14 protein-coding genes and 1 CRISPR repeat array (1 of these 15 running past the window's edge) are annotated in these 18,723 nt (G+C 33.3%); of the genes, 8 read left to right on the forward strand and 6 right to left on the reverse strand.

The annotated features are described in order from the left end of the window. A CRISPR array of direct repeats spans positions 1-2,442; the repeat unit is 29 nt; unit sequence GTTTACATCCCTAATAGTTCAGATAAAAC; it begins 9,796 nt to the left of the window's first position. A gap of 215 nt (positions 2,443-2,657) precedes the next feature. After that, the gene (locus OTJ99_RS11820; RefSeq protein ID WP_157841372.1) at positions 2,658-2,819 is read right to left on the reverse strand and encodes a hypothetical protein; all 162 of its coding nucleotides are present in this window, start codon (positions 2,817-2,819) and stop codon (positions 2,658-2,660) included. Positions 2,820-2,987: 168 nt separating this feature from the next. Between OTJ99_RS11820 and OTJ99_RS11825 the strand changes: the two genes are divergently transcribed. From OTJ99_RS11825 to OTJ99_RS11835, 3 genes are all read left to right on the forward strand, one after another. Beyond that, entirely contained in the window at positions 2,988-3,377 is a 390-nt protein-coding gene (locus OTJ99_RS11825) for a GntR family transcriptional regulator (protein WP_045166093.1), read from the forward strand. Continuing rightward, positions 3,374-4,252 carry an ABC transporter ATP-binding protein gene (locus OTJ99_RS11830; RefSeq protein ID WP_045166092.1) on the forward strand — a complete coding sequence of 293 codons (879 nt, stop codon included), beginning with the start codon at positions 3,374-3,376 and terminating at the stop codon, positions 4,250-4,252. The genes OTJ99_RS11825 and OTJ99_RS11830 overlap by 4 nt, the downstream gene beginning before the upstream one ends. A gap of 674 nt (positions 4,253-4,926) precedes the next feature. After that, the gene (locus tag OTJ99_RS11835; RefSeq protein ID WP_045166091.1) at positions 4,927-5,634 is read left to right on the forward strand and encodes a hypothetical protein; all 708 of its coding nucleotides are present in this window, start codon (positions 4,927-4,929) and stop codon (positions 5,632-5,634) included. A gap of 523 nt (positions 5,635-6,157) precedes the next feature. On the opposite strand, the gene OTJ99_RS11840 is transcribed toward OTJ99_RS11835, so the two are convergent. After that, on the reverse strand, positions 6,158-6,391 hold the full coding sequence (locus OTJ99_RS11840; protein ID WP_045166090.1) for a hypothetical protein: 234 nt from the start codon (positions 6,389-6,391) through the stop codon (positions 6,158-6,160). A 111-nt stretch (positions 6,392-6,502) separates the two neighbouring features. On the opposite strand from OTJ99_RS11840, the gene OTJ99_RS11845 reads away from it, so the two are divergent. Together OTJ99_RS11845 and OTJ99_RS11850 are read left to right on the forward strand one after the other, a co-directional pair. Then, positions 6,503-7,228 (forward strand): ABC transporter ATP-binding protein, encoded by a 726-nt coding sequence (locus tag OTJ99_RS11845; RefSeq protein WP_045166089.1) that lies wholly within the window; start codon positions 6,503-6,505, stop codon positions 7,226-7,228. After that, positions 7,225-8,430 (forward strand): ABC transporter permease, encoded by a 1,206-nt coding sequence (locus tag OTJ99_RS11850; RefSeq protein ID WP_045166088.1) that lies wholly within the window; start codon positions 7,225-7,227, stop codon positions 8,428-8,430. Before OTJ99_RS11845 ends, OTJ99_RS11850 begins: the two co-directional genes overlap by 4 nt. A 49-nt stretch (positions 8,431-8,479) precedes the next feature. On the opposite strand, the gene mglC is transcribed toward OTJ99_RS11850, so the two are convergent. From mglC to OTJ99_RS11870, 4 genes are all read right to left on the reverse strand, one after another. Beyond that, entirely contained in the window at positions 8,480-9,493 is a 1,014-nt protein-coding gene (mglC, locus tag OTJ99_RS11855) for a galactose/methyl galactoside ABC transporter permease MglC (protein WP_045166087.1), read from the reverse strand. Between the two features lie 97 nt (positions 9,494-9,590). Continuing rightward, a complete protein-coding gene (locus OTJ99_RS11860) occupies positions 9,591-11,294 on the reverse strand; it encodes an IS1634 family transposase (RefSeq protein ID WP_045164485.1) in 1,704 nt (567 codons plus the stop codon). A 474-nt stretch (positions 11,295-11,768) separates the two neighbouring features. Continuing rightward, entirely contained in the window at positions 11,769-13,286 is a 1,518-nt protein-coding gene (locus OTJ99_RS11865) for a sugar ABC transporter ATP-binding protein (protein ID WP_045166086.1), read from the reverse strand. Between the two features lie 115 nt (positions 13,287-13,401). Then, the gene (locus tag OTJ99_RS11870; RefSeq protein WP_045166085.1) at positions 13,402-14,478 is read right to left on the reverse strand and encodes a galactose ABC transporter substrate-binding protein; all 1,077 of its coding nucleotides are present in this window, start codon (positions 14,476-14,478) and stop codon (positions 13,402-13,404) included. 234 nt (positions 14,479-14,712) lie between these two features. Here OTJ99_RS11870 and OTJ99_RS11875 point away from each other — a divergent pair, with 234 nt between their 5' ends. Genes OTJ99_RS11875 through OTJ99_RS11885 form a run of 3 tightly spaced genes read left to right on the forward strand, consistent with a single transcriptional unit; the run spans position 14,713 to position 18,717 of the window. Beyond that, complete coding sequence (locus OTJ99_RS11875; protein ID WP_045166084.1) at positions 14,713-15,678, forward strand: substrate-binding domain-containing protein; 966 nt, start codon at positions 14,713-14,715, stop codon at positions 15,676-15,678. A 16-nt stretch (positions 15,679-15,694) separates the two neighbouring features. Beyond that, entirely contained in the window at positions 15,695-17,149 is a 1,455-nt protein-coding gene (locus OTJ99_RS11880) for a sensor histidine kinase (protein WP_045166083.1), read from the forward strand. A 38-nt stretch (positions 17,150-17,187) separates the two neighbouring features. Further along, positions 17,188-18,717 carry a response regulator transcription factor gene (locus OTJ99_RS11885; protein ID WP_045166082.1) on the forward strand — a complete coding sequence of 510 codons (1,530 nt, stop codon included), beginning with the start codon at positions 17,188-17,190 and terminating at the stop codon, positions 18,715-18,717. Positions 18,718-18,723 lie beyond the last annotated feature (6 nt).

Consider the following 18,723-nt stretch of genomic DNA (forward strand, 5'->3'; position numbering starts at 1 on the left):
AACACTTGCCCGTTTACAGCAAACGGCTCGTTTAACCTCGTTTACATCCCTAATAGTTCAGATAAAACCTTTTTTGTCTCTTTTGGGTGCTTCTATGCTTTCAAAGTTTACATCCCTAATAGTTCAGATAAAACTCTTTGTGTCTTTTAATTGAATATGACCGGGTGCTAAGTTTACATCCCTAATAGTTCAGATAAAACCAACACACACCCGGCAACATAGTGGCCGAGTGATGTAAGTTTACATCCCTAATAGTTCAGATAAAACTACGGAGGTAGCGAACGGCAGGAACACAAAGGCGAGTTTACATCCCTAATAGTTCAGATAAAACAAAAATTAATAGAAATAGGTGCAATATTTTACTCAGCGTTTACATCCCTAATAGTTCAGATAAAACAATGCAACAATTTAAATGCGTTTTATGTACACAAATATGTTTACATCCCTAATAGTTCAGATAAAACTAGGGCAAAATAGATTGTTTCAATGGCTAAGAGATAAGTTTACATCCCTAATAGTTCAGATAAAACCAAAGACTGCAAAGATTTTGTAGCGACACTAATGTTGTTTACATCCCTAATAGTTCAGATAAAACTCACGCAGGAGTTAGGTAGACAATACGAACAGGTTATAGTTTACATCCCTAATAGTTCAGATAAAACTGATGACAGAAGGAATAACTGCAGGTACAATTCAAACGTTTACATCCCTAATAGTTCAGATAAAACCAGAGTCACAGTATACATTTTTCTTACAGCTTCTTGGTTTACATCCCTAATAGTTCAGATAAAACCTGTAACAGGGCTCACAGACCTGTATGCGGTAAGAATGTTTACATCCCTAATAGTTCAGATAAAACCTTCAAGCTACTATCAGCTATCATCTGCAAAAAAGCGTTTACATCCCTAATAGTTCAGATAAAACCAAGACGACGGTTGTATATATTTCATGAAATATATCGTTTACATCCCTAATAGTTCAGATAAAACCATTGCAAATAAAGCAATTAAGGCAGCTTTAGTAAAAAGTTTACATCCCTAATAGTTCAGATAAAACAATGAAAAGACATCATTGTTTAACATAGATTTAAGCAGTTTACATCCCTAATAGTTCAGATAAAACCAGACAACGTTAAAGACGTACAGGCTCATATCATAGCTGTTTACATCCCTAATAGTTCAGATAAAACTGCATACAAACTTACGCTGACAGCGAGCGGTTAATCGCGTTTACATCCCTAATAGTTCAGATAAAACTTTCCTCAACCATTTGATACTCACCTCCTTACAAGAGTTTACATCCCTAATAGTTCAGATAAAACTGTTTTAATCTTTCTTCGATGTATTGTTTAATTGTGTTTACATCCCTAATAGTTCAGATAAAACTCTTTTGTTAGTTTAATACTTAGTTTAATACATCCCAGTTTACATCCCTAATAGTTCAGATAAAACTTTCAAGCTTAAACATATTAAATCACCTCATTATTAGGTTTACATCCCTAATAGTTCAGATAAAACCCCTCGATAACCCCGTCATGAGTTGAAGCGTTTGATGTTTACATCCCTAATAGTTCAGATAAAACTTCTGTAATGAAAGATTCTCAAAAGTTTGCTCAGAAGTTTACATCCCTAATAGTTCAGATAAAACGAATACAGCTAATATCCTCATCCTCGAAATGATATGTCGTTTACATCCCTAATAGTTCAGATAAAACTCATTGGTGCAGACAACGTTTTAGCACCCATAATCACGTTTACATCCCTAATAGTTCAGATAAAACATTTTGTTGTACAAGATACAACAACAACGTTACCTCTGTTTACATCCCTAATAGTTCAGATAAAACAATATTTTTGCCTGTTTGGCTCAGTGCGATATTAGTTGTTTACATCCCTAATAGTTCAGATAAAACTAGAATTTACACGGAAAATATTTTCAGCTAAAGAAATGTTTACATCCCTAATAGTTCAGATAAAACAAGAAACAAAACACTTGAATTGATTCCTGATGAGAAGTTTACATCCCTAATAGTTCAGATAAAACATGGATAAAATTGAAATTGCTAATAATCTGCAATTAGGGTTTACATCCCTAATAGTTCAGATAAAACTTTGAGTGGTGCAGCTGCAGCAGAAATAATTCTTGCGTTTACATCCCTAATAGTTCAGATAAAACTCGTCAACTTCTTCATACCAGATAAATTTGACATAACCAGTTTACATCCCTAATAGTTCAGATAAAACTAACATCATAATAACGCTTAACTATCAAATCACAAAATTGTTTACATCCCTAATAGTTCAGATAAAACTTGGATGTATTGAGGAGGCGTTGTATTTCTATTGCAGTTTACATCCCTAATAGTTCAGATAAAACTAGGTACACCCGTTGGTGGATTCAACGAAACATCCGAGTTTACATCCCTAATAGTTCAGATAAAACCCACATTTTTAAAAAAACTCATAAACCAGCTACTGTCTATAATTATACCCTTTTGTAATTCGATATGCAACTAATTTTATTTGCAGCAAAGGTCAAGTTGGGTTTTGGATGTAAATGACAAATTAGCTTCTTTTGCAGGATTGACAAAATATTTACCTTCAGCATTTATTTTTAGGTTCGCTGCAAAATAACTAAAATTTCCAAATAGTATTTATTTAACTGTCATTGTATTTTTTGCAACTTGCTTTGTTTTTATTTTGCTTTTTGTTATTAAGAATTCCTACAAATTCTTTTCTGAAAATTGCTTCTTCGTTTTTATCGTCGTAGTCCTCTCTATTCGAACCATACTTTTCATCTTCCTCTTGCAAATTGCTCAAATCACTCTCCTGTGTTTTCTTTCAGAGCCATGATAAATAACTTTTATGAGGTCCTTTGGATAGACTTTGCCATTTCATGCCTTAAGATGGTCTTTAAAAACCCTATTGACAACTTAACCTCTACTGTATATACTGTATATATACAGTATCAAAAGGAGCAATGACAATGTGATAAACATAGTTATATCGCAGACATCTAACCAGCCAATATATGAGCAGATAAAAAATCAGATAAAACAGGAAATTTTAAGAGGAAACCTAAAAAAAGGTGATAGTCTTCCGTCAATCAGAGTTTTGGCAAAAGAGCTGAATGTAAGTGTTATCACAACAAAAAGAGCGTACGAAGAGCTTGAAAAAGAGGGTTTTATAATTACCGTTCCTGCAAGAGGCACATTTGTTGCTGATATTGACAAAGAAAAACTTTCTCTTTTCGGTCTTCAAGAAATTGAAAATGATTTAAAACATATTGTCAAGAAGGCAAAAATTTTTGGAGTTGATCTTAAAAATCTTTTAGAAATAATTGAAAGACTGTACAGAAGAGAGGAAGATAAAGTATGATTGCTCTGATGGTTAAAAACCTTACAAAATCGTATAAAAACTTTCGTCTTGAAATACCAGAACTTACCTTAGAAAGCGGCTATATCATGGGACTTCTGGGAAAAAACGGTGCCGGAAAAACCACTTTGATAAAGTGTATACTTGACCTTGCAAAAAAGGAAAGTGGAGAGGTTTTCATATTCGAAAAGCCTTTTAATTGTGATGAAATTGAGATAAAACAAAGGCTTGGAGTTGTATTAGAAACTCCAATTTTGCCGGGTCAGTTAAAACCGAAAGATGTAAAAGAGATAATGAAGTCATTTTACAAAAATTGGGATGATAGGCTTTACAACAAGCTCTGTGACCTTTTTGAAATTGACCAGAACAAAAAGATAATTCATCTCTCAAAAGGAACTGTGATGAAACTGTCTATCGCTCTAGCTCTATCTATAAGACCTGACTTTTTGATTTTAGATGAACCAACATCTGGGCTTGACCCTGTTGCAAGGAATCAGTTTGTTGAGATTCTGCAGAGTTTTGTCCAGTCTGAAGAAAAGGCTGTCTTCTACTCAACTCATATAGTCTCTGATATTGAGAATGTTGCAGACTTTGTGACAATCATAGATAATGGCAAAATCATCTTTTCATCATCGCATGAAAGCATTGAAGAGGATTATTGTATAGTAAAAGGACCTGCTTCAGAGAGTAACAAAATCCCACAAAGTATAGTTTTATCTTGTAAAAAAGGTTCATTTTCGTTTGAAGCTCTTTGCAAAAAGAATGAAATTGAAAAGTTTATTGAGCCAGGCTTTGTTGTTGAAAAACCATCAATTGAAAAGTTCTATGTAATGCTTGTGAGAAGGGATGAAAAGGATGAAGTTTTGGAAACTCTATAGAAAAAGTATATATACATCTATTTTGTATTTCTTTCTATACATTATTATTCTTTGGATAGTTGGTAGCCTATTAAATCCACCAGCATCTGCTACTATATTCTGGGAAGAATATTTATCTTACTTTTTTGTAGCTATTTTTCTTACATTTACCATGTTAAATAACCCTTTTACGTCAAATAGTTTTTCGTATGAAATATCTTTGAGTTTGCTTTTGCCTATTAAAAAATGGTAAATTATAATTAGTCGATTTTTAAAAGATGGATTTTTATTGCTAATATTTCAATTTATTAGTCTGATTGGATATTTATTTATAGTTAATATTGATTCTTCTTACCTTATACATGAGTTTAACAGCAAACTTTTGTCATATATATTTACAGAATTTGTTATGATAACAGTTCTTCAGCCTGTTTTTATTGCATTTAGAAAATCAGCTCAAAAAAACTTGTATACAATATTTCTTCTGTTTTGTTTTTACTTTGGAGTACCTTTTGTTTTTGCTGAACCTTTGCAAATTTTGTATCATAAAATTAAAATTTTTGAGTCAATATGGATACTGACAACTTTTTCGCTTGCATATATTGCTGTATTAATGGTTATTTCATATATTATTTCATACAGAATTCTTTCAAACAGTGATTTTCAAAATAAATCCTAAAGGAGCGAGGTTAAAAATGCTTGTTTACTTTAAATTATTCAAAAAGAATAAGATTATTCCAGGTATTGTTTTTCTTATTTTTCTTTTGTTTATTGCCCTGCTTATTAATAAAACAGGTAAAATTGATACTTTTATATTTTTTGCAACTATTTATAGCATGTTCGTTTTAGTAATGCTGCTTACAATAAAATCAAGTTTTTTTGCTCAAAATACAAAACTCCGTGAAATGTATGGCAGTATATCTTATTCTTCTCTGCTTTTTTTACTGCCTATTAGAAGAAATAAGATTGTTACTTTGGAGCTTATTTCAGATGTTATTCTAATCTTAATATATATTCTCTTTCTTAACACCGGAATGCTAATCTTAAAAGTGTTTAATTATTCTTATTCATACAACTTCAATTTGTTTTTTGTTGGGATTTTTTCTTTTGTACTTATATGGTATTCTATCTATACTATTTTATATTCACTGCTTTACTTTATCAAAAATTCGGCTTTCCAAACAATCTATAATACTATTATAAACATTGCAGTAATATTATTTGCTTACATACCTTTCTGGTTTGGTCTTCGTCTTTCAGAAATTCATAAAAGAGAGGAAAAATTTATTACAAATTTATATACAAACCATAAAAGTGCTTTAATAGTCTTATTTGTATCAATAATACTGTTTTTAATTTCATTTATTGTAAACAAAGCTGCAATTTACAGGCGAGAAATCTAAACTGCATTTTTATAAATTTACAGCGGAAAAGTTATGTATAACGTGAGGTGAAATAAATGCATAAATTTATGCCTCATCCCAGTGAGATTAAAATACATCTTTTAATTATCGGATTTTTTACAGTCCTCTGGTTTTGTTTAAATTTCTTTCTGTTAAATGATAATAGCAATAATTTTGATAGAAATGCATATTCTGCATTTGTAATTGCATTCTCTCTTCTTATTCCAGTAGTTTTTGTAACTTTTAAAATAGCTTTATTTTTTGATAAAAGTTATGTAAAATCTAACTATATATTGGATTCTGTTTTAAAATTTTACTTTTTGTTGCCTGTAAAAAGAAAAACAATTGCTTTTTGGATATTTACCAATGATATTATTTTTTCATTCTTATACTGCTCTGCCTTTTTTATCTCAAACTTGTTTGCAATTTTTAGCAAACCAAATAGTATTGAATTTAATGTATTTTTGTTCTTAGTTTCACCACTTGCCACTAACTTATTATTTATTTCTTTGTTTTCATTACTTTATTCTTTTCCGCATTTTGTTAAAAACAAAATGTTAAAATCATTATCAGAATTGTTGTATGGGCTATTACCTTTCTTTCTCTTGATTATTCTTATAACAGTATTAGCTTTAGCAGAAACTGCAACAGCATCAAACGACAATTTAATAGCATCTATTGTGAATCTGTACAAAAATAGTCTCTGGTCACCAATATATTTGCTGATTTCGATAATTTTGCTCATTAGTTCATACATCGCTGTTTCTGCTTCATTCTACAGACAGGAGGGGTGATATACAAAAATAGGTGCTTTAAAAATTATAAATAGTGCCTATCAAAAATATGTAAAAAGGAGGCTACTTTGTGTATGATTCAACTCATTGAACTTACCAAAGACTTTGGAAAAGTCAGGGCGGTTGACAGGCTATCTTTTACCATCAACAAGGGTGAAATCTTTGGGCTTCTTGGCGAAAACGGTGCTGGCAAGACAACAACTCTCAGGATGCTTGCTACAATGATAAAACCCACACATGGCACTGCTATAATTGACGGGCTTGACATCACAAAAGAACCTGAAAAGGTAAGAAGAAAGATAGGAATTCTTTTTGGAAGTGAGAGCGGACTATATAGTAGGCTAACTGCCCGGGAGAACATTGAATATTTTGGGCTCTTACACGATATGAAAAAGAATGAGATTAAAAAGAGGATTGATGAGCTATCTGAAAGCTTTGGAATGCAGGACTATATCGACAAACCTGCCGGAACATTTTCAAAAGGTATGAAGCAGAAGGTGTGCTTTTTAAGGTCAATAATTCACAATCCAGAAGTGATGCTTTTTGATGAGCCGACAAACTCTTTGGATGTATCAAGTGCAAAAGAGGTGCATGACTTTATAAGGCTTTGCAAACAAGAAGGAAGGACTATCATTTTTTCAAGCCACACAATGAGTGAGGTCGAAAAGCTTTGTGACAGGGTTGCAATAATACACAAAGGAAAGCTTGTTGCAATTGGCACAATTGATGAGATAAAGCAAAGATTTTCTGGTGCAAGCTTTGAAGATGTATTTATTAGATTGGTAGGTGATAACAGATGAGAATAAATATGAAGCATGTGTGGATTGTGTTTAAAAAAGAGCTCAAAGATGCGTTCAGGGATAGAAAGGCTTTGCTGGTTGGCATAGTTTTGCCAATGCTGTTTATTCCTGTGATATTTATAATTTCCACAGTCGCTGCAAAATCTGCGTATGAAGTAAAACTGCAGAAAACTCCCATTGCGGTACTTGGAAAAGAAAACTCAAAAATGCTAACCCAGATGATTCAAAAATCTGAGTTTCAGATGGTAGATTCCAAAAATCCAAAAAAGGATCTACAAGATGGTAATATAAAAGCAGTGCTAATAATCCCAAAAGATTTCGAAAAGCTAATTCTCCAGGAAAAACAGGTTCAGGTGAAGATTTTGACAAATGACGCTGACATGAAATTTTCAAATGTGGGAAGTATGTTAACTGAAATGATTAACAATCTCTCAAAAGAAATAACAAAAAGAAGACTCATTCAAAAGAATTTAGACCCATCAATCATTGAGCCAATTGTGATAAAGAAAGAAAATGTTGCACCGCCGCAAAAACAGTCTGCAACATTTCTATCTTTTCTGCTACCGATGTTTTTAACACTGTGGGTTGCTGTTGGTGGTATGAACGCTGCAATTGATATCACAGCCGGCGAAAAAGAAAGAGGAACTTTAGAGCCGCTTCTGACAACAGCTGCAACAAGGACATCACTTGTCACAGGAAAGTATTTAGCAGTGAGTTTCATGGCACTTTTGGCCGGTTTTTCTTCTCTTGTAGGAGTAATTGTGTCATTCATTGCGTTACCAAATGTCCTTGGTAGTGCTCTTAAAAACGGTCCTATACTGGATTACAAAGTATCTCCACTCACAATATTGATTATGCTAATTGTGGTAATCTTGACAGCAATAATTTTTGCTGCAATTGAGGTTGCAATTGCAGCATACGCAAGGTCTTTCAAAGAAGGACAGACTTACCTTTCACCTATTAGCATCATTGTTGTAATCCCACCATACCTTACAATGTACAAGATGCCAAATGAGCTTACAAGTACCTATTTTGTCTTGCCACTTGTGAATGCTATTTCCATACTGAAGGAGCTAATTTACGACATTATAAACTTGCAGCACCTTGCACTTTTTGTAGTGTCATCTTTGGTCTACATTGCTATTTCAATAAGTTTTGCATCAAAGATGTTTGAAAATGAAAAGGTGCTGTTTAGAAGCTAAAAAAAAACGAGGCTTGTGCAAACTTGTTTAGCACAAGCCTCTGTTATCTTTATCTCCTTGCCAAATACTTTCTTATATCAAGAGCAACAGCAACAACTATGATAAGACCTTTTATAATCAGTTGCCAGTATGGATCAACACCAATAAATGTAAGACCATAGTTTATAACACTAAATATCAAAACACCTGCCAAAACACCAGGCACTGTTCCAATTCCACCTGTTGTTGAAACGCCACCAACAACGCAGGCTGCGATAGCATCAAGCTCATACATGTTACCATAGTTGTTTGTTGCACCACCAGTTCTCGCAGCTTCTAAAACACCTGCCAAGCCATATAAAAGCCCTGCAAACGCATATACAAATATTAATACCTTTGCAACATTTATACCAGAAACCCTTGCAGCATTGATATTACCACCAACTGCATAGATGCTCTTCCCCATACTTGTTTTGTTTAGTATTACCCACACAACTACTGCTACAATTAAAGCGATTATAACAATATACGGGATTGAATACTCACCAGAAATTCCAATATAACCTGTACCTAAGTTTGTAAAGTCAGACCTCAAACCACCTATTGGCTGTGAGTTGTTCGGTGGAAGGTTAAAGTACAGTGAGTTTGCGCCATAGATGATTACCATTGAACCTAAAGTTGCAATAAACGGTGGTAAACTCAAACGCGAAATTACTATACCATTTAAAAGCCCAAACAATAAGGTAATTACAATTGCAATTAATATAGGAACTATCAGTGGAAGCTGTGGAAGGTTTGGGAAGAACTTTCTTGCATAGTCAGCAGTTTGTAGCATCGACGCTGACACAACAGCAGCTAAACCAACAGCTCTTCCTGCTGACAAATCAACACCACCGGTAATCAACACTAAGCTCATACCAAGGGCAATTATCGCCCTTGTCGAAGATTGAAGTAATATATCTCTAAAAGACCTCCATGACAGAAACTCAGGATTTATAAACGCAATCATAATTATGAGTGCAAGAAGAATAAAGTAAATTGCATTTTGTGACAATATTTGCCTTATTCTCTTTGCCGATGTCATCTTGAAGTTAACCTCCTCTTGACTTTGTCAGTTTGAAGCTCAAAAAGCTTGGGAGGACTGGGATTGACAAAATATGGACCTCAATTTTGTCACTACATCATTTGCTAATACCAATAAATTCTAAGCCTTCCTCATATGTCATGAAGTTTTTTGGACCCTTTATCTTCATTACATTCAGTATATCTCCAGCTTCTCCCTCAATTTTTTGCTTTATCAAATATTTCTTCCCTTTTATCTCTATTTCAAAAAAGTTCATTGAATATATTGCTTCCATTATCCTTTCACTACTTATTCCTTTACCTTTTCTCCTCAAAATATATTCCAATGTCCTTTGCAGTAAAAATGCCAAAAAACATATCACAAAATGTCCTTTTATTCTGCTTTCTGTAAAGTGATATATCGGTCGCACTTCTAAACAGCTTTTCATTACTCTGAATGACTGTTCTATCTTCCATAAATCGTGATATGCTCCTAAAACCTCTTCTACATCCATATCCTTTTTGCTCGTTTGAATTGCATAATAACCGTCAAATTTCTCATCTCGTTTTATCGCTTCCTCATCCAATACATATTCTTCTGATTTTGATTTCTTCTTCAAATATTTCCTTGCACCTTTCTTTTCTAAGGCTGTTATGCTTCCTTTGTTCTCTAAAAGCTCTTTGGCTTTTCTTACCAATCTCTCTCTGTCTTCTTTGTCTTTCTTGGCTCTCTTGCTTGAATACGTTATTATCAAATTCTCTTCTATTTTGAACTCTTTACCCTCTTCATCCTTGACAATATTTGTTCTTTCCAATACCTTATATTTGAATTCATCACCATAAATTTCTTCAGCATTCAAACATCTTTTGCCATCAAGTCTTTTATATCCTTCTTCATTAAAAACTTCATCTAAAATTTCTTTACTTGCATTCTTTAATCTGCTTGCTACTATATAGTCGTACCCAGCTTCTTTTATCATCTTTAAATTTATTCTGCTGTTAAGCCCTTTGTCTGCTACTATTATTATCTTATCTATACTAAATTTTTCCTTCAGCTTCCTCAGTATCTTTACCATCGTCTTGCTATCTATCGTATTACCAGGAAAAAGTTCATACCCTATCGGTCTGCCTTCTTTGTCCACCAAAAGCCCTAATACAACTTGCACTTCATTTACCTTGTTGTCTTTGCTAAACCCAAAATTTTTAAGTTCATCCGCTCTACAACTCTCAAAGTATATTGTCGTCACATCATAAAACACTACATCAACTACCATCTTAAATAAGTCTTTATTTCTCTGATACAGGTATGTCTCTAAATCTTCTTTTACACTGTCAAGAAAATCTAAACACCTGTACAATTGATTCAAATCTATATCCTCTTCAAATCCAAAATATTTGCTTCTCTGATGATAAGTTCTTAGTTTGCTCATTGGCTCTATCAATCTCTGTATGGTCATTAAAAAACTTACTTTGTCTACATCAAATTTTATCTTTCTCTCTTTTGCTGCTTTCCCTTTTAAAAACTTATCAATTTCAAGCTCCTGCCATAACTTTCTGTATACAATGTATCCCCAGTTTTTTACAACTGCATCCGAAATATCTTCTTCAGATTCAATAGTAACAGCTTTTGCATTCTCAGTAGTTGTTTCAGCGACAATATCAGATAGTTTTTTTACAATGTTTTTAAAAGCGGGGTCATCTTTGAGAATATCAAGTCTACCAAAGTTAAATAGTACTCTTTGCTTTACTTTACCATTTTCACGGTAATTTTCGACTAACCTAACATACTGATAACCGCCAGCATTAGTAATTTTGACAAACATATGGCAACTCCTTGAAGATAGTTTGTTATATTGTACCACAAAATATTTAAAAAGTCAAGCAAATTCAGTATATATTAAGCTAAAATTTGTCCCTACATTTTTTAAAATTTTTTATTTTTCTCTTCTTGAAACCCGCATAAATTAAGACTTTGTTATTTTTTGTTAGCTCAAAAACACCTCTTAACTGACAAAGTCAAGAATTTTGACAAACATATGGCAACTCCTTGAAGATAGTTTGTTATATTGTACCACAAAATATTTAAAAAGTCAAGCAAATTCAGTATATATTAAGCTAAAATTTGTCCCTACATTTTTTAAAATTTTTTATTTTTCTCTTCTTGAAACCCGCATAAATTAAGACTTTGTTATTTTTTGTTAGCTCAAAAACACCTCTTAACTGACAAAGTCAAGTGACAATATTTGCCTTATTCTCTTTGCCGATGTCATCTTGAAGTTAACCTCCTCAGAAATAATTTACGCTGAGAATTTTGTTGCAAGTCGCATGATTTCTTCTTCTGTTGCATCCTTTCGATCCAAGATACCAGAAACTCTACCTTCGCACATGACAAGGATTCTGTCAGACATTCCTAAAAGTTCTGGCATCTCAGAAGAAATCATGATAATGCTCTTTCCCTCTGTTGCAAGCTGGTTTATGAGATTGTAAATCTCATACTTTGCTCCAACGTCAATTCCCCTTGTTGGTTCATCTAAAAGAAGAATTTCTGGTTCTGTCAAAAGCCAACGTGCAATCAATACTTTTTGCTGGTTTCCACCAGAAAGATTCTTTATCTGTGTTTTATATGAAGGAGTTTTTATTTTCAAAACCTTAATAAAGTTTTCTGTGTCAATCACTCTTCTTTTGTCATTCAAAAGTCTAAAACCATTTAGATATTTCCTGAGACTTGCTAATGTTGTATTTTCTAATATGTTAAGTTCTGGAATAATTCCTGTGAGTTTTCTATCCTCTGTTAAAAGCGCAATCTTGTTTTTAATTGCATCCTGTGGACTTTTTATAGTCACTTCTTTTCCTTTTATATATATCTTGCCCTCCTTGATACTTCTTAGCCCAAATATAGCCTCAACCAGCTCTGTCCTCTGAGATCCAACAAGACCACCAATTCCTAAAATTTCGCCTTTTCGAAGTTCAAATGAAACATTCTTAAACGACCTTGGATGAATAGATGTCAAATTCTCAACTCTTAAAATGACCTCTGAGGGCTTATTTGTCTTTTGTGGGAACCTGTCTGACATCTGACGCCCAACCATGTTTGCAATCATCATATCAGGTGTGAGCTCAGATATATTCCATGAACCAACCACTTTACCATCACGCATGATTGTCACTTCGTCTGCTATCTCAAATATTTCTTCAAGCTTGTGAGAGATATATATGATTGAAACACCTTTTGATTTTAGGTCTCTTATTATCCTAAAAAGGTGCTCAACTTCATTTTCTGTCAAAGACGATGTTGGCTCATCCATCACAATAACTTTTGAGTTGTAAGATACAGCCTTTGCAATCTCAATAAGCTGAATTTTGGAAACAGAAAGCTGGCCGACAATCGCTCTTGGGTCAACATCTATCTCAAGCTTTTGCAAAAGTGCTTTTGTATCTTCGTACATTTTCCTGTGGTCAACAAACTTAAAAGGCCCCGCATTTATGTGAGGAAATCTCCCAAGCCATATATTCTCCATCACACTTCTCTGAGGGACCGGCTGAAGTTCTTGGTGGATCATTGAAATACCAAGTCTTATAGCGTCAATCGGACTTTGGATGTTAACATGCTGACCATCTAATATGATCTCACCACTGTCAGGCTTGTAAATTCCAAATAGACACTTCATTAAGGTGGACTTTCCCGCACCGTTTTCGCCCAAAAGTGCATGGACAGTTCCTTTTTTTACCTTTACTGTGACATTGTCAAGTGCTTTAACACCTGGAAATTCCTTTGTAATGTTATTCATCTCTAAAATATACTCTGGTCTTCCCATAGCATTACACCTCTTAAAACAATTTTTTCGTCAAAAACAGCAATTCAAAATTACCGCCACCCTGCCATCTTTTAAATATGCTTTATGACAAGGTGGCGGCTTTATGGTTTATACTTTATTGTTCATTTACATATTTCTTCATTTCTTCTAAGTTCTCTTTTGTAACTTTTTGATATGGTATCCAGATGTATTTTCCATCTGTAATGTCAAAGCCAACATTTTCTTTTGTTGGTTTTTCTCCTTTTGCAAGTACATATGCCAAGTTGAAAACAGCTTTCCCTTGTGCTTTTGCGTCATTCAAAACTGTACCCAACATTGTTCCTTCTTCAACTGCTTGAAGCCCTGGGGTTGTTGCGTCAACACCTACAACAGGAATATATTTTCCATTCTTAAAATACCCTGCAGCTTTCAATGCCTCAATTGCGCCAAGTGCCATATCGTCATTGTTAGCAAAAACTGCTTCAATCTTATCACCAAATGATGCTAAAAACGCCTGCATCTTTTCCTGACCTTTTACTCTGTCCCACATTGCAGTATCCTGTGCTAAGCATTTAGTTTTGATTCCAGCTGCCTCAACTGCTTTTATTGAATACTCTGTTCTCAAGATTGCATCCTGATGCCCAGGCTCACCAGTAATCATAACATATTCCATAATGCCATTATGGTTTTTGTCAGCTTCTGGATGAGACTTCCAATATTCTGCCATAATCTCACCCTGAAGTGTACCAGACTGTTCAGCCTTTGCACCTACATAGTAAACTTTGTCCCATTTTTTCATATCCTCTGGAAGTGGTTCTCTGTTGAAGAATACAACTGGGATGTTTGCCTGCTTTGCCTTGTCGATTAAAACGCCTGCAGCGGTTCTGTCAACAGGGTTGATTGCAAGCACATCAACTTTTTTAGTGATGAATAAGTCAATCTTGTCATTTTGTGTTGACTGAGAGTTTTGGCTGTCAACAAAGTCAAGTTTAGCTTTGCCCTCACCAGCTTTTGCTATCGCGTTTCTGACACCTGTCATGAATGTGTCGTCAAACTTGTAGATCGCAACACCAATATAGGGCTTTTTCTCTTCTGATGTTGTACCAGATGAGTTTTCTCCACCGCTACTTTTCTTCCCACAGCCAGTCAAAACAAGAGAAATTGCCAATACCAAAGATACTACAGCTATCCAGAATTTCTTTTTGTTAAACACTTACCAAAACCTCCCTATAATATTTAATTTTGATTATGAGATTTAATTTCACCAATAAATTTAAACTAAAATCTATAATATTTCACTGTGTTTTTTTGTTCATTTTTTTATTCATATGTACAAATAATTTCTAAGCTGTACTGCAATTTTTTGTGCTCATTTTTTTACTATTTATTGTTGTTTAATTCTTAAAACATAGATGATAAAATAGTTTGTAAAGGAGAGTGTAAAAAAATGACCTTTGCAAAAAAGTCCATATTCAGATACTTGCTTTTGACAGCTGCAGCTGCGCTTGCTTTGATTTTGTTGTGGCTTTCTATAAGTGATATTTTGCTTCTTAAGAGAATCAGCAATATAAATAATTTTTCACAGAATAATTATACAAGTTGTGCAGTTATACTGCCTAAAAATGAAATGTATTGGAAAGAATTTTTAGAGGAATTTGACCAATTCGCTCAATCACAGAAGGTGCTAACAGAGACCATCTTCTATGCAACAGAATCTGAGGAAGCGTTTGGGCTAAAGCTTGCTCTTTTTTCTAAGTTTGACTTTGTAATCATTTGCGATCTTTTTAACTCACCTGAAATCAAAAGGCTTATAGATGATCTTCAAAATCAAGGGATAAAAATAATTTCTATTTTAAATAGAAATCTTAAGGACTATTTTGACATTACAATTGGATTTGACTATTTTCAAAAAGGTAAGATTGTTGCTCAGAATATAAAAAAGCTTGCTGAGCAAAAGGGAATTCATGAGCTGAGAATTGCACTTATAACAAATACAATAAACCAGAAAGTTGCTGACAATTTCGAAGAAGAAAGAATAAAGAGTTACTTAAAGCAATATGGTATTCGGTTTTCAATAGACTCATTTGTGATAGAGTATGGAAATGCAAAGTCTGAAAAGCTTCTTCAGGAAATAATAAGAAATCCTAAATATAACTGCTATTACACAACAGAAGAACTTGAAACCCTTGCTTTTATAGACAGTCTTGTTAAAAACCCAAAAGACACAAGCTTTCTCTTTATTGGCACAGGCGATGATTCAAGACTTCTAAGATACAGAGATGAAGGGCTTATAGATTGCCTTATCATGCCAAACTATGATGAGCTTGCGATAAGGTCTGTTTTAACAATAAAAGATTTCGAAAAGGTTCATTTTAAAAAGCAGTTTATACCAACTTCAATAATAGTGAAATAGGCTGGTGAGCAAAACTATGTTCTTTTTACCATTTAAAACCTACAGAGCAAAGCTAATGTTTTTTATTGTAACATTTATTTTCACAACAGTAGCTATAAACCTTCTCATTCAATTGAACGTAAATTTTATCCATAACTACTTTGACAAAACATATCATAACATTGAGAGTATAAATACAATAACAAACAACTTCAATACAGTAAGCAAGAGTATACAAACCTATGTAATTTCTGGTGATTCAGATTCAATATTAAATGTGTACGATAGTCTGAACTCAATTGCCCATGAGCTAAATCAAATAACATGCCAAAATGAAGATGAAATTATATTTAAAAGAAGTATTGCGAATATATATACAACAATTAGCAACAATATCGACATGGTAATTCTTTTTAAAAAACAGGGAAAAGATTATACACAAAAGCTTGCTGATACAATTGAAAGTTTAGAATATGCAAACTATTTTTTGCAAAAACTTACACAAAGTAAGATAAACTACAGTGTTGAGTACTACAATAGCCTAAAAGACTCTATAAGGAAGATCACAAATACAAACTATGTTGTTATAATTTTGTGGTTTATATCCTCAATCTTTATAAGCCTTGCGTTCACAAAAGAGCTGACAGATCCTATTTCGAAACTTGCAAAATTTGCCAATAGGGTTGCAAAAGGCGAGTTAAATTTTACCATACCCAAAGTTGAACCAACTGATGAGGTTGGAATCTTGAACAACTCATTTTCTGACATGCTTGAAAATATAAAAGATATGCTAAAAAAGCTTGAAGACAAGGCTGAGCTTGAAAAAGAGCTTGCACAAAAAGAGATTGAAACAGTAAAATACCAGCAAGCTCTGCAAGAAGCAGAACTAAAAACTCTTCAGGCTCAGATAAATCCTCATTTTTTGTTCAACACATTAAATACAATTACTCAAATTGCCATGTTTGAAAATGCCCAAAAGACATATGATATGTTAATTAAAACTTCAAATTACCTAAGATATTGTGTGCAGAATATAAATAAGCTTGTGACTATCGGTGATGAAATTGAAAATGTTAAAAACTATCTCTTTATTCACAACATAAGATTTGGAAACAAAATTAGCTTAGAAGTAGATGTCGAAAAAGATGTTGAAAGTGCGAAGATTCCAAGTATGATATTCCAGCCAATTGTTGAAAATTCTATCGTCCATGGTTTTGCTAAGAAAACTGAAGGTTTGATTAAGATTGTGGCAAAGAAAGAAAACCAGAGCTATATAAAAATTCACATAATAGACAATGGAAGTGGAATTGAACCACATGTTTTAGAAGAGATTACCAAAAAGTCTTACGTATCCAAAACATCAACAGGCATTGGACTTGAAAATATCACAAAAAGGCTTGAATTTTTCTTTGCTATTAAAAACCCCATAAGTATTGAGTCTCAGCTAAATGTTGGAACTACTGTGACAATTGTTATTCCTTATGTAAAATAGTTTACCAGTAATTAAAACGAAAGGGCGATGATTTTGATATGATGAAAATCCTAATATGTGATGATGAGGCAATTGTAATTGAGTCAATCAAATATATATTGCAAAAGAATTTTTCAAATATCGAGATAGAGACAGCATCAACAGGAGTTGAAGCTCTGCAAAAGTTAATATTTCAGAATTTTCACCTTGCTTTCATAGATATTCAAATGCCGGATATGAGCGGCATTGAGGTAATGGAGGAATATAGAAAAATAAGGAAAGAGAATTTGCCATTTTTTGTTATAATATCTGCACATGACAAGTTTGAATATGCCAGAAAATCTGTGGAACTTGGAGCATATTCTTATATTCTAAAGCCTTATTCAATTGCTGATATTGTGGATGTGACAAGAAAAGCATTTGACGAAATAGATAAGATTCTTTCAAAGCAGTTAGAAGAAATAGAGAGGAAAAAAAAGATAAAAGCTATGCAAAGCATAATTGAAAACGGGTTTGCTTTTTTGCTGCTCAATGGCAAGCTTTTTTCGGATTTCAGTATAAAACAGCTTGAACAAATCCTCGATGTTCAAAGTCTTAAAAGTGGATTTGTTGCAATTGTTAAAATATCCCAACAGAATGCAATAAACAGTATTGATTTGTTGAATGATATAAAAAACGAACTAAAATCAGCATTTTCGCACAGATGCGTTATCTCGTTTTTATCTGCAAACTCTCTCCTGTGCATTTTTACGTCAGAAGACCCAGACTATAAAAATGCTCTAAAAGACAGAATACTCAAAATTGCTAAGGCTAAGGTAGATAGCGATATAGAAGTTGGAATTAGCAGCCTTTCCAACCTATATGAAGACTTTGAAGACGCGTTTTATGAAAGCTACAGCAATCTTATCAGCGAAAGTGACGATGAGGTTACAGACCTTTATTTAGATTTAGAGCTTCTTGAAAAGAAAATCTTGAATGTACTTCTAAAAACTTCAGGTTTTTCTCAGGTTCAAGACCAGATTTGCGAGCTTATTAAAAAGTATATTGAAGCTTATGGTTCAAATCAAGCAAAATACAAAGTCATTTTGTTTGTAATCCAACTTTTGATTGAGGCCAATGTCAAAGAGAATCCGCGGCTTATGTCAGTAGTTGAGAAGTTTATAAAAGAAATAACCGCGGAAGATGCCCAAAAGGATATAGTTCAAAAATCTCTTGATGTGATTGCAGCAATTGTAAGTGAAGCTGCTCTGCAAAAAAGATCACTTAGTTCAAACAGCATAATTTCTCAAGCGGTTGAGTATATAAATAATAACTTTACCAAAAATATTTCCTTAGAGGAGATGAGCAAATTTTTAAATGTGAGCCCATATTATTTTAGCAAGATATTTAAAAAGTCGATGGGAATAAACTTTAAAAAATATCTCATAAAGCTAAAAATTGAGCATGCTCAAAAGCTTCTTAAAGAGACAAATATGCCAATAAAAGAGATAGCATATGAGGTAGGATTTGATGACCCAAACTATTTTATAAAAGCGTTTAAAAAGTACACAGGCACAACTCCTGCAACTTTGAGATCTTCCCAAAAATAAATAAAA

The organism is Caldicellulosiruptor naganoensis (assembly GCF_026914285.1).
Classification (GTDB): Bacteria; Bacillota; Thermoanaerobacteria; order Caldicellulosiruptorales; family Caldicellulosiruptoraceae; genus Caldicellulosiruptor; species Caldicellulosiruptor naganoensis.

Bases quoted from the DNA above. Each gene is read 5' to 3' on its own strand.
- OTJ99_RS11880 (WP_045166083.1), top strand. From the start codon at position 15,695: ATGTTCTTTTTACCATTTAAAACCTACAGAGCAAAGCTAATGTTTTTT.
- OTJ99_RS11885 (WP_045166082.1), top strand. From the start codon at position 17,188: ATGATGAAAATCCTAATATGTGATGATGAGGCAATTGTAATTGAGTCA.
- OTJ99_RS11830 (WP_045166092.1), top strand. From the start codon at position 3,374: ATGATTGCTCTGATGGTTAAAAACCTTACAAAATCGTATAAAAACTTT.
- OTJ99_RS11850 (WP_045166088.1), top strand. From the start codon at position 7,225: ATGAGAATAAATATGAAGCATGTGTGGATTGTGTTTAAAAAAGAGCTC.
- OTJ99_RS11875 (WP_045166084.1), top strand. From the start codon at position 14,713: ATGACCTTTGCAAAAAAGTCCATATTCAGATACTTGCTTTTGACAGCT.
- mglC (WP_045166087.1), bottom strand. From the start codon at position 9,493: ATGACATCGGCAAAGAGAATAAGGCAAATATTGTCACAAAATGCAATT.
- OTJ99_RS11865 (WP_045166086.1), bottom strand. From the start codon at position 13,286: ATGGGAAGACCAGAGTATATTTTAGAGATGAATAACATTACAAAGGAA.
- OTJ99_RS11835 (WP_045166091.1), top strand. From the start codon at position 4,927: ATGCTTGTTTACTTTAAATTATTCAAAAAGAATAAGATTATTCCAGGT.
- OTJ99_RS11860 (WP_045164485.1), bottom strand. From the start codon at position 11,294: ATGTTTGTCAAAATTACTAATGCTGGCGGTTATCAGTATGTTAGGTTA.
- OTJ99_RS11840 (WP_045166090.1), bottom strand. From the start codon at position 6,391: ATGTATGAACTAATGAGCAAAATTATCGAAATCAGCAAATATATTGGT.
- OTJ99_RS11845 (WP_045166089.1), top strand. From the start codon at position 6,503: ATGATTCAACTCATTGAACTTACCAAAGACTTTGGAAAAGTCAGGGCG.